Source organism: Flavobacterium sp., assembly GCF_027483985.1.
Classification (GTDB): Bacteria; Bacteroidota; Bacteroidia; order Flavobacteriales; family Flavobacteriaceae; genus Flavobacterium.
Map to the genome: position 1 here is coordinate 75,781 of NZ_JAIXTJ010000042.1, position 12,621 is coordinate 88,401.

Genomic DNA, 12,621 nt, shown 5'->3' on the forward strand with positions numbered 1-12,621 from the left:
ACTAAAGAAAACGAAATTTCTAGCCCAGATAGCAGTGGAAAGCATTTTGGTCTAAAAACTTATTTTTTCTTGGTGTAAAAAAGCGACCAACGGAAGCTCTTTTTGCGCCTTAGAAAAATTGTTTTTAGGGCAAAATCTTGGAACGTATAGCTGGAATAGCTACTAAAATTAAACTGACTTTTCCTTTTAATAGAGAATCTAAAACAAGTTCAGATTAAAAAAAAAGCCAAACAAAAATGCTTGGCTTTCCTACTTTATTATAAATTGTATTAGTCGGCTAACACAATTACTTTATTGTCTTTCATTTCGATAGTTCCTGAAGAAATGTCTAAAGTGTAGTTTTGATCGTTTACTTTGGTAAATTTATCTTCTACTTCTTTTTCAAATTTAAAGCTAGTTGCAGTAACTTTTACTGTTCCTTGTTTTAAAATAGAAACTATTGGAGCGTGATTGTTCAATATTTGAAAAGAACCATCTACACCTGGCAAAGAAACCGCAGTAACTTCTCCTTTAAATAATGTAGCTTCTGGTGATACTATTTCTAAAATCATTTTTTTTAGTGATTAGTAATTAGTAATTAGTAATTAGCACTGAATACTGCCAACTGCCAACTGCTAACTGATTATGCTTCTGCTAACATTTTTTGTCCTGCTTCGATAGCGTCTTCAATTGTTCCTTTAAGGTTGAAAGCTGCTTCTGGCAAGTGATCTAATTCACCATCAATGATCATATTAAATCCTTTGATAGTATCTTTAATATCAACTAATACTCCAGGAATACCTGTAAATTGCTCTGCCACGTGGAACGGCTGAGACAAGAAACGTTGTACTCTACGAGCTCTTGATACGGCTAATTTATCTTCTTCAGACAATTCTTCCATACCAAGGATTGCGATGATATCTTGAAGTTGTTTGTATTTTTGAAGAATTTCTTTAACTCTTTGTGCACAGTTGTAGTGCTCATCACCTAAAATAAGTGGTGTTAAGATACGAGAAGTTGAATCTAGTGGATCTACCGCTGGATAAATACCTAACTCAGCAATTTTACGAGATAATACTGTTGTTGCATCTAAGTGAGCAAACGTTGTTGCTGGAGCTGGATCTGTTAAGTCATCCGCAGGAACGTAAACCGCTTGTACTGATGTAATAGATCCTTTTTTAGTAGATGTAATTCTTTCTTGCATCGCACCCATTTCTGTTGCTAATGTTGGTTGGTAACCTACCGCCGATGGCATACGTCCTAAAAGTGCTGACACCTCTGAACCTGCTTGTGTAAAACGGAAGATGTTATCAACGAAGAAAAGTACGTCTTTACCTTGATCTGAACCTGCTCCATCACGGAAGTATTCTGCGATAGACAAACCAGATAAAGCAACACGAGCTCTTGCTCCTGGTGGCTCATTCATTTGTCCGAAAACGAAAGTAGCTTTCGAATCTCTCATTCCCAATTTATCAACTTTAGTTAAATCCCATCCTCCATTTTCCATAGAGTGCATGAATTCTTCACCATACTTGATAATTCCTGACTCTAACATCTCACGAAGTAAGTCATTACCTTCACGTGTTCTTTCTCCTACTCCTGCAAATACAGAAAGACCACCGTGACCTTTTGCAATATTGTTAATCAACTCCTGAATTAATACTGTTTTACCAACTCCAGCACCACCAAACAATCCAATTTTACCACCTTTAGCATAAGGCTCAATTAAATCGATTACTTTGATACCTGTAAATAAAACTTCAGAAGAAGTAGATAAATCTTCAAATCTTGGTGCTTGACGGTGAATAGACAATCCGTTTTCACCTGTTTTTGGTAAGTCTCCTAATCCATCAATTGCATCACCGATTACGTTAAACAAACGTCCGTAAACATCGGCACCGATTGGCATTTGAATTGGATTTCCAGTAGATACTACATCTGTACCTCTACTTAAACCATCGGTAGAATCCATAGAGATTGTACGAACGGTATCTTCTCCGATATGAGATTGTACTTCAAGTACAAGTAAAGTACCATCTTTTTTAGTGATTTCTAATGAATCATAAATTTTTGGTAATTCAGCATCTTTAGTGTTGAATACTACGTCAACTACTGGCCCGATGATTTGAGAAACTTTTCCTATTGCTTTTGACATTGCTTATGTATTTATTTAATAGCGTTTTAGAAATGAAAAAATGATGTCTTTTTTCAGAGTGCAAAGATAAATTTTCTAAATAGAAAATCAATAGCAAAAAGCTATTTTTTTATGCATTTTTTGATTTTTTTTCTAAAGTTTGATTCCGTGACAAAGAAATCCTTACAAAAACAAAAAAACCACCAACCGAAGTTGATGGTTTTTTGATTTACTATTTTAAACTGTTTTAAAAGTTTGCTGGGTTTGCTGGAAATAAGATTCGGTAGTTTCCAAAGTTTACATCTTTGAAATTTGAACCAAACTTACTATTGATTGCTTGTAAAAATTTATTAGCAATTAAAGCATATCCTCTTGGACTTGGGTGAACACCATCAAGAGAAAAACCACCACCTGTAACAAATGCTGATGTAACAGTGAATCCACCATTGCTAATTCCTGCACCAGCCACTTGAACTAAAGCTGCATTTGCGTCAACAAAAGCTAATCCTTTTGCAGTAGCAATCGAAGAAATAGTGGCATTGTAAGCATCAGTTGCTGTTTTTACTTCAGCCGTCTCGCCTTTAGATAATACCCATTTATCTGCTAATGGAAATTGTGTTCCGTTACCCGCTTGTAAATGCGCTTGTGCACTAACTCCACCTGAAGATAACAAAACATAATCTGCTGCAGTAGCTTGTCTATAAGACGGTAAACTTAATCCTGATAAATTTGTTAAGTACTCATCTACAATCACTAAAGCATTTGGACCTGCTGCAAATGTAATGGTTCTTTCTACTCTTTCTTGCTCCGTAATTAAACCTGCATTTTTAGCTAATTGCAAACCACCATTATAAGGTGCATATCCAGAATTAAGTGCTGCGGCTTGAGCTGCTGATAATGTAGCAGCATTAAACTTAACAGTGGTGAAAAAAGGCACAGAAGTAACATAAGGTATATTTGCAACTACACCTTTTGCACCGTTAGCAGTTAAATTAGTAACTAAAGTATTATAAACTCCTGCGAAAGCAGTTGGATCTGTAATATCATTAGCACCATAAGCAGCTACATTAGGATTTCCAGTACGATTCACACCTGTACCGCCTGATGTTGCATACCCTAGAACATCGTTGTTTCCAATCCATAGAGAAAAGAAAGTTGGATTTTGTGCCGTGGCGTCATCAACAACTTTAGCAGTTGCAGAAGAGGCAAATCTAGCATAATAAGGATTAGCTTGTCCAAGTGGAACTCCTGCTGGATTTCCATAACCTGCTGCAAGCAAATGATAACTTTTTGCACCTGGAACACCTAAATTATTGAATGCACCTGTTAATTTTGTTGTTACTTCTGTTGTAGGAGTTCCTGTAACTGGCACTGGAGCTGTTCCGTTAAAATACAATCTTGCGCCTTGAATTTGCATTCCTCCAAAAAGTAATCCGCCAACATTATCATTCATAAATGGGATTTTGAATTCTCCACCTCCAACTTGAGCAAATTGCTGCGCAAGAATGTTAGTGTAAGATCCTTTTTGACCTTCAATAAACAAGGCATTATCACTAAAACCAGCCGTTAATGAATTACCAAGAGCAACATATTTAGTAAAATCAGCAGTACCCGCTGTTAATGGTAATCCGTCAGACGAATTTGGAACCGTAGTCACCTCGTCATCGTTATTACAAGCTACAAAGGTTAATGAAACCAAGAATAGCCATTTGATATTTTTTATCATAATCTTAAAGTATTATAAATTTTTATTAATAAATTATGGTGTAATTGTCCAAGAAGCAAAATATTGTTGACCAATTAAACCTGCTCCAAGAACTTGTTGGTATTCTTGACCACCAATATTTGAAGCACCAAGTTTGATAATAGATTTTAATTTTGGAATACTGTAATTGATTTGTGCATCAATAACGGTTGCAGCATCAATCATCCCATCAGCAAATGTAGATTCCCATTTGTACTCATCATTCCATCTTGCACTTACATTGAAACCAAAGTTTTTGAACAATTTATCATTACTGAAAGAACCTTTTACTCTGTGTTTAGGAGTATTGAAACCTGCTTCAAAACTTGGGTCTAAATTTTGATCAAAGTCAAACTGAGCATAGTTATAGTTTGCACTAACTTCAAAATTTCTTGGTAATTTATAAGATACTCCAGCACCAAAACCAATAGATTTAATTTCGATATTAGTGTTAGTATATAATTGGAATGCTCTAGTATTACCTGTTCTAATTGCATCTACTGACTGAACTCCTGCGTTTGTTGGACCTGCAGCTAAATTAGGTGCATCTTGTGCTGTTCCGTAAGTTGGAGCAACAACAGTAATGTTTCCGATAAAGTCATTATAAATGTTATAGTAACCGTTTAAGTCGAAAGATAATTTTTCAACTTGACCTCTGTATCCTAATTCAAATGCTTTTACTGTTTCTGGTTTAACTAAACCTACATTTGTTCTTTTCAACAAACCTGCAGCTGCTACTGGGTTAGTTCCTGCTAGAGCAGCAAATTGTTGTACAGATGCAGCTGTATAAGAATTATAATAAGCGTTATTACCGTTTATTGTAGTAGTTGTACCTCCAACCACTAACTGCCCTAATGGAGAAGTTACTGGTAAAGTTTCAGAATATCTAATTAAGTTGTCTGGCGCTGAACCAAGTAAAACTGCGTTTCCAACGTTAAAACCGATGTACTGATCTTGTGTAGATGGATTACGGAAACCTGTTTGGAAAGAACCTCTGAAAGTATGAGCTTTTCTCTCACCTGCAGAATAAACCGCTGAAATTCTCGGAGAGAAGTTTCCATCAAAGTTTTTAGCTTTATCGTAACGAACAGAACCTGTTAATTTCAATCTGTCATCCATTAATTTCTTTTGAATTTGAGTGTATGCACCATATTCATTATAATTAATTTGACTTGTATAATCCGTGTAGATTCTTCCGAAAGAGTTTAATTCATATAATCTGAATGAACCTCCAACTTGGATTTCAGCAAACTTCACTACATCTTTAAAGTTATAATTTGCATCAGAATGATACATATATGAGTTGTCTACTAATTTAGAACCTGTTAATACATTAGGATCAGCGATTACTTTATTGAAAGCCGATTTAAAAGCATCAGAACCAGGAACTAATCTACCAGTATCAGCAACACCTCTAGCAAAAGCGTGTGCTTGAGTTGGTGTAGCTCCATTAATAAGTGTAGATTGAATATAAGCACCAGCATATTCTCCAAACCATTGGTTGTCTGATTTCCATTGTCTGTTGATGTTTAAACCTGTAAACAACATATCGTATGAATTTCCACCATCTTCTGTTGTGAAATAACCTCTTACGAAAAAGTTTTTACCTTTTAATTCTAATTTATGCTGTTGCATGAAGAAACCATTCAAATAATATCTGTTAGCACCTTGGTATACGGTGTTTCCAAAACCAAATTTACTTTGAAAGATAATTTCAGTATCATTAGCCCAAGGCTTGAAATGTAAAGAGAAGTCAATTTTAGCGTTTTGAACTTTGTTATCCGTCAAATCTACTTCATTGTATCCTGTTCTACTTACGTTATAGTTCGGCAAAACTGCTGCTTGAGCAGGAGAAATAGCACCTAAAGCAACTAAAGCATTTCCAACACTTCTAATGTTAGTAGTAGCCTCGTCACCATAAACGTTGATACCATTATAGTTGTGGAACGTTCTGTCTAGACCAACATTATTTACTAAATCTTTATCTCTATAATCAGTAGCATACCAATCGGTACCATTCATAAAAGTAAAGTTAGCTTTAGCAGCAAAATGCTTTGTAAAAGCGTGCGCTACTCTAACACCATAATCATAATACAAGTTACTTCCAGCTGCATTTTGGTTAGTCATACCATATTTTGCATAAGCTGTTACTCCTTGTTTGTCAAAAGGACTTTGACTAGTCATGAATAAAATACCGTTAAAAGCATTCGCACCATATAATGCAGAAGATGCTCCAGGTAATAATTCAACACTTTGAACATCGATTTCAGATATACCAATAAGGTTACCCAAAACGAAGTTTAATAATGGAGAAGAGTTGTCCATTCCGTCAACTAATTGCATAAATCTTGTGTTCGCAACCGTTGCAAAACCTCTTGTGTTGATGGATTTAAATGACATACTACTTGTATTCATTTGAACCTCTTTAAGGTTTTCAAGACCATCGTAAAACGTTGGAGATGCTGTTTTTTTAATGTCTCTAATGGTCATCCTTTCAATCGTAACCGGAGATTCTTTAATACGCTCTGGTGCTCTTGAAGCCGCCACAACGATTTCATCCAATTGCGTGTCTTGGTTTTCTAATACCACATCAACTTTTTGGGAAGCTGAAGCAACCTCAACTTTTTGAGTTGCGAAACCGATACTTGAAATTTCAATTGAAAAAGGTGGTTTTTTGGTAACTTTGATAGTAAATTTACCATCACCATCTGTTACTGTTCCTGTTGACTCACCAACAACTTTGATGTTGGCTCCAGGAATTGGTCCGTTTTTACTGTCTTTTACCGAACCTGAAATTGTAGTTTGCGCAAACGAAATGCTACAAAAAAACAACGTCAAAATAAAATAATAAATCTTCATTAGGTTTGATTTTTGTTGGTTTAAGTAGCCAAAATACAAATATTTTTTAGATTATTAAAAAAAGTACCTATTATTTTAAGAATTGTTATTTTTTTTGACTCATTTCGAATATTTCACAATTAAAAATCTTTAAGATTTTATTAACTATTTATGAATATTTCGAAAAAAATAGTATGCATACATAATAATTTTGCAACTATTTTATAAATATAACAAAAATGTAACAAAAAAAAGCGAGAAAAAATTTCTCGCTTCATTTATAAGAATATCGTTCAATTATTCCACTGTAACCGATTTTGCAAGGTTTCGTGGTTGATCAACATTACAACCTCTTAATACCGCAATGTGATAAGATAAAAGTTGTAACGGAATTGTAGTTAATAATGGTGAAAGGGCATCAGACGTTTCAGGAATTTCAATAACGTGATCCGCAAGACCTTTTACTTGAACATCTCCTTTGGTTACTACGGCAATAATTTTACCACTTCTTGACTTAATTTCCTGTATATTACTTACCACTTTGTCATAATGACCTTGCTTAGGTGCAATAACAACTACAGGCATTTTTTCATCAATCAAGGCAATTGGACCATGCTTCATTTCTGCTGCAGGATAACCTTCAGCGTGGATATATGAAATTTCTTTTAATTTCAAAGCTCCTTCTAATGCTACTGGGAAATTATAGCCTCTTCCAAGGTATAAGCAATTAGGCGCGTCTTTATATATAGTTGCAATTTCTTTAGCAATATCATTTGTTGAATTTAATGCTTCTGCCACTTTTTCTGGAATCAGCTCAAGTTCTTGTAAATATCTATGGAAATCAGAATTAGACATCGTTCCTTTGGCTTTAGCAAGACGCAAAGCAATCATTGTTAAAACCGTGATTTGTGTAGTAAACGCTTTAGTAGATGCTACTCCGATTTCTGGTCCTGCATGGGTATAAGCACCCGCATGCGTTTCTCTAGAAATAGATGATCCAACGACATTACATACACCAAATACAAAAGCACCTTTTTCCTTAGCCAACTTTATAGCAGCAAGTGTATCGGCAGTTTCTCCTGATTGGGAAATCGCAATTACAACATCTTTACTTGTAATAATCGGATTTCTATATCTAAATTCTGAAGCATATTCTACTTCAACTGGAATTCTTGCAAACTCTTCAATTACATATTCTGCTACTAAACCTGCGTGCCATGAAGTACCACAAGCAATGATCAAAATTCTATCCGCTTGAAGAAATTTTTCAATATTATCTTCAACACCTGCCATTTGGATGATTCCACTATTAGCGTGTAATCTTCCTCTGTAAGTGTCTTTAATTACATTAGGCTGCTCATAAATTTCTTTTAGCATAAAGTGATCGTAACCACCTTTTTCTATTTGCTCCAGATTCATTTGCAATTCTTGTACATAAGGATCAACTAATGAATCGTCTTTAATTTTTCTAATTTTTAAAGGTTTGTGCAAACGTACGATTGCCATTTCTTCGTCTTCCAAATAGATAGCATTTGAAGTATATTCGATAAATGGTGAAGCATCAGATGCAATAAAAAACTCATCTTCTCCAACACCAATAGCCAAAGGACTTCCTAAACGCGCCACCACAATTTCATCGGGTTTGTTCTTATCAAAAACACAAATCGCATAAGCACCTACCACTTGATTTAAAGCAATTTGAACAGCTTTACCAAGTTTTAAATTATCTTTCTTTTGAACATCTTCAATCAAATTTACCAAAACTTCAGTATCCGTATCCGATTGAAAAGTATAGCCTCTTTTTATTAATTCCTTTTTTAATGGCTCATAATTTTCGATGATTCCATTGTGGATGATGGCTAAATTTCCAGAATTTGACAAATGTGGATGCGAGTTTACATCATTAGGAACTCCATGCGTTGCCCAACGTGTGTGACCCATACCAATCGATCCGTTTGTGGTTATATCTTTAGATGATTTTTCTTCTAAATCAGAAACTTTTCCTTTGGTTTTTGAAACTTTTAAATCTGTTCCGTCAAAAAGCATTACACCAGCACTATCATAGCCACGGTATTCTAAACGCTTTAATCCTTTTATAACAATAGGATATGCCTCACGATATCCGATATATCCAACAATTCCACACATATTATTATAGTTTATTTAGTTAGTCAGGTTTGGTGTAAAAAACTTCTAATTTTAATCTTTGTGCAGCAGGCACACTCGGATTAGATCCAAATAATTTAGTACCTAATGGATTTACAATCGACATAGCAGGCACAAATTTAGTAGTAACATCAGCATTTGTAAATGGTGAAAGCAAATTCACATTTAAAGGATTGGTTATCGCCTCAGTAACTACTAATCCAAGCTTTACATTGGTTGAATCTCTTAAAATTAGATTTCTTACGTGGTTAGTAATTTTAATTTTATAAGTTGTACCTCGCTTACTTGCATCTTTTTTAATTATTCCGCCGTGGATAAACTTGTTGTATTTAGGCGAAGTACTAGAGGTTAAATCCGCAAAATAATCAATTAAAGGTCGCTTGTTATTTAAATCATATAAATAAATACGATTCGGCTCTGGTGAACTGCCCATCGCGTTTTTGTCAATTGTGAATGTTAAATTAGCTTCATTTACAAGCCAATTATTATTTTTAATCTGCTGTAATTTATTGGCACCTGCTGCACCAGGAAACAAATCAATTACTGCCATTGAACCGCCCATTCCGTTTAAATAAAGTGTATTGTCTCCAACGATTGTATTCGGAGATGTTACTGGATTTGTCCAATCGCTTTCAATTAAATTCACACTGTGTCCGCCTAATTTAATGTCTAATGTTCTTCTGATTAAAGTCGTGCTTGTCTCAGAAGAATTATCTCTGTAAGCGATTCTTATATAACCGTTTGCAAAGTTTAATTTGGCTAAAGTTCCTTCATTGGGTGAGGTAGATGCATTATCAACCTTAAAATACAAACCTCTGAAATAATCTTCAAAAATATTGTTATTAAACAAAACATTGGCAGGCGCATTGAATATTTTTTGTCTAAAATAGGCCTTATTCAAACTTAGTAACATTCCTGGAGCCAAACGTTCTTTAACGGCAACATTAGGTGTTCCTATGTTTTTATATATTTTTATTTGTTTATTGCTAAATACAAATTTACTGTTTTGAGAATTATCGGTAACGGTACTGTCTTGTGCATTTCTATTATCAGTGTTTAACAATGTTAACGCTGAAGGATTTGGAAAAAATTCATTTTCTTGGTTGTTATAATAATATTGCGGTTGTTGAAAACCTGTAGCAGGATCGTTATCTCTCAAGAAATAGTTTGACTCATATACCTTTAAATCAATTTCTTTATCTCCAAAAATAGAATCTTTACTCAATTCATAAGTCGAATCGCCAGAAGTTGCATCGGTACTTTTAATAGAGCTAAAGTAAGGCACATAAAGATATACTGAGTCGATAATAATGTTAGAAGCTGGTCTGTAAAATTTAGGACTTGAAGTAACCAATTGCACTTGCGTTACAAAACTTGCTTTGGTTTTACCAAAAGCATCATTTTTATAAAACCCTAACGAATTGATAGGTAAATCACTGGTTCTATAAACACCAATATTTTGGTTGTAAGCCACAACATCAACATCTTCTTTGTTTAAATTGTAGTTATCTTCACCTACTATTTCTGAACCAAGTTCGTTAAAATCTTTATCACATGATGCGAAAAAAACAAGGGTTACAAGGATAGCGAATGATTTGAGAAAAAAATTAAATTTCATGTTTTGTAAATTATATTATAACATCTTTTTGTAAAAAGAAGTGTATGCGTCAGCAAAGGCTTCTTTGGGAGCGAAAGGTAAAAAAGGTTTGCCTGAAGATTCTATAAATTTTGTTAAACTTGGCGAAAGATTTTCAGAAGCAATAATCACTGCATCAGAGTGCAAGATGGATGCTTTTATTAAATTTTCATAATTAGGAAGTTCCAAATCGGCAATAGCGTCATCAGGAACACCATCAAATTTAATTTTGTTAATCATTTCAACATCCAAACTACCGTCGAAAGATTGGCTGTACACCGAACTTACAATTTTAGTTTCAGAAAACAACGCCTCATCTTTATAAAAATGTTTCATATAAACTGGAAGCATTGACGCCATCCAACCGTGCACATGAATAATATCAGGAACCCAATTTAATTTCTTAACCGTTTCTACAACACCTTTGGCAAAGAAAATTGCACGCTCATCATTATCTGGATACAACACACCATCTTCATCGGAAAAGGTTGCTTTTCTTTTGAAATATTCATCGTTGTCGATAAAATAAACTTGAATTCTTTCTTTAGGTATTGAAGCTACTTTAATAATTAAAGGCATATCAACATCGTTTACGACAAGATTCATCCCAGAAAGACGAATTACTTCATGCAATTGATGTCTTCTTTCATTAATATTTCCATATCGAGGCATGAAAATTCTGATTTGTCCGCCTTGATCATTAATCATTTTTGGCACGTCATATGACATTAGAGAAACTTCATTCTCTGCTAAATAAGGCACCACTTCAGATGATACATATAATATCCTCTTATCTTCCATTATGTTATGTATGTATTTATTGGCAATAAAAAACATGCAAAATTACAAAAATTTATGCAGATAATTACTAAAGTAGTAAGTTTGTACCCTATTTAATAAAAAAGCCCATGCCTATTTTCTCTAAAAAGATAGAATTATCTAATTACATTACTGATAATAACCTTGATAAAACAACTATCGGTTTTGTTCCAACAATGGGCGCATTGCACGCTGGACATCTTTCTTTGTTAAAACAATCTATTGAAAATAATGCAATAACTGTTATTAGTATTTTTGTAAATCCGACCCAATTTAACAACCCCGAAGATTTAAAAAAATATCCAAGAACGCTAGATAATGACGTCGAAAAAATTAAAAGTGTTTCTAATGAAATACTAATTTACGCGCCATCGGTAGAAGATATTTATGAAGGGAATACTATTTCACAACAGTATAACTTTGACGGCATAGAACATCAAATGGAAGGCAAATTTAGACCAGGCCATTTTGATGGAGTAGGTACTGTGGTTAAACGTCTTTTTGAAATTGTAAAACCAACCAATGCTTATTTTGGTGAAAAAGATTTTCAACAACTACAAATTGTAAAAAAACTGGTTGAAAAAGAAAAACTAGCTGTAAACATCATAGGTTGTCCGATTTTTAGAGAAGATAATGGACTCGCTATGAGTTCAAGAAACGAACGTCTCACCGAAAACGAGAAAAAGGAAGCCGCTATCATCTACAAAACACTAACCGAAGCTAAAAAACTTTTTGGCACGAAATCTGCTAAAGAGGTAACGGATTATGTTTCAAAAATATTTTTAAATCATCCAATATTTGAATTAGAATATTTTGAAATTGCGGATGAAACCAAGCTGTTGCCTTGTAAAAGAAAAGATAAAAGTAAACAATACAGGGCATTTATTGCAGTTTTTGTCAACAAAATCAGATTGATTGATACTATTTCACTAAATTAATTTAACTTTGCACCATGCAAATTCAAGTTGTAAAATCAAAAATTCATCGCGTTAAAGTAACTGGCGCAGATTTAAATTACATTGGCAGCATCACCATTGATGAGGCCTTAATGGATGCCTCAAACTTAATTGAAGGCGAAAAAGTTGCTATTGTAAACATCAATAATGGTGAGCGTTTTGAAACGTATGCCATAAAAGGTGCAAGAAATTCGGGCGAAATTACGCTTAATGGTCCTGCGGCAAGAAAAGTACATGCTGGTGATATCATCATCATTATTTCTTATGCTACGCTAGATTTTGAAGAAGCAAAGTCGTTCAAACCTTGGCTTGTTTTCCCTAACGAAAACGACAACTCTCTCAAATAATA

At 34.2% G+C, this 12,621-nt stretch carries 9 protein-coding genes; 2 read left to right on the forward strand and 7 right to left on the reverse strand.

All coding sequences use genetic code 11. The annotated features are described in order from the left end of the window. Positions 1-269: 269 nt before the first annotated feature. From Q0050_RS10610 to Q0050_RS10640, 7 genes are all read right to left on the reverse strand, one after another. Positions 270-551, reverse strand: a complete 282-nt coding sequence (locus Q0050_RS10610) for a F0F1 ATP synthase subunit epsilon (RefSeq protein WP_298395317.1) — start codon at positions 549-551, stop codon at positions 270-272. A 71-nt stretch (positions 552-622) separates the two neighbouring features. After that, positions 623-2,134 (reverse strand): F0F1 ATP synthase subunit beta, encoded by a 1,512-nt coding sequence (gene atpD, locus Q0050_RS10615; protein WP_298395319.1) that lies wholly within the window; start codon positions 2,132-2,134, stop codon positions 623-625. 226 nt (positions 2,135-2,360) lie between these two features. Continuing rightward, on the reverse strand, positions 2,361-3,839 hold the full coding sequence (locus tag Q0050_RS10620; RefSeq protein WP_298395322.1) for a G-D-S-L family lipolytic protein: 1,479 nt from the start codon (positions 3,837-3,839) through the stop codon (positions 2,361-2,363). 33 nt (positions 3,840-3,872) lie between these two features. Beyond that, positions 3,873-6,716 carry a TonB-dependent receptor gene (locus Q0050_RS10625; RefSeq protein ID WP_298395325.1) on the reverse strand — a complete coding sequence of 948 codons (2,844 nt, stop codon included), beginning with the start codon at positions 6,714-6,716 and terminating at the stop codon, positions 3,873-3,875. 276 nt (positions 6,717-6,992) lie between these two features. Next, positions 6,993-8,843, reverse strand: a complete 1,851-nt coding sequence (gene glmS, locus Q0050_RS10630) for a glutamine--fructose-6-phosphate transaminase (isomerizing) (protein ID WP_298395329.1) — start codon at positions 8,841-8,843, stop codon at positions 6,993-6,995. Positions 8,844-8,862: 19 nt separating this feature from the next. Next, positions 8,863-10,479: a DUF4270 domain-containing protein gene (locus tag Q0050_RS10635; RefSeq protein WP_298395332.1), complete on the reverse strand. Its 1,617-nt coding sequence runs from the start codon at positions 10,477-10,479 to the stop codon at positions 8,863-8,865. 15 nt (positions 10,480-10,494) lie between these two features. Then, positions 10,495-11,298 carry a glycogen/starch synthase gene (locus Q0050_RS10640; RefSeq protein ID WP_298395335.1) on the reverse strand — a complete coding sequence of 268 codons (804 nt, stop codon included), beginning with the start codon at positions 11,296-11,298 and terminating at the stop codon, positions 10,495-10,497. Between the two features lie 107 nt (positions 11,299-11,405). Here Q0050_RS10640 and panC point away from each other — a divergent pair, with 107 nt between their 5' ends. Both panC and panD read left to right on the forward strand, forming a co-directional pair. Further along, a complete protein-coding gene (panC, locus tag Q0050_RS10645; protein WP_298395338.1) occupies positions 11,406-12,254 on the forward strand; it encodes a pantoate--beta-alanine ligase in 849 nt (282 codons plus the stop codon). 14 nt (positions 12,255-12,268) lie between these two features. Further along, positions 12,269-12,619 carry an aspartate 1-decarboxylase gene (gene panD, locus Q0050_RS10650; protein ID WP_298395340.1) on the forward strand — a complete coding sequence of 117 codons (351 nt, stop codon included), beginning with the start codon at positions 12,269-12,271 and terminating at the stop codon, positions 12,617-12,619. The last annotated feature ends 2 nt before the right edge of the window (positions 12,620-12,621 follow it).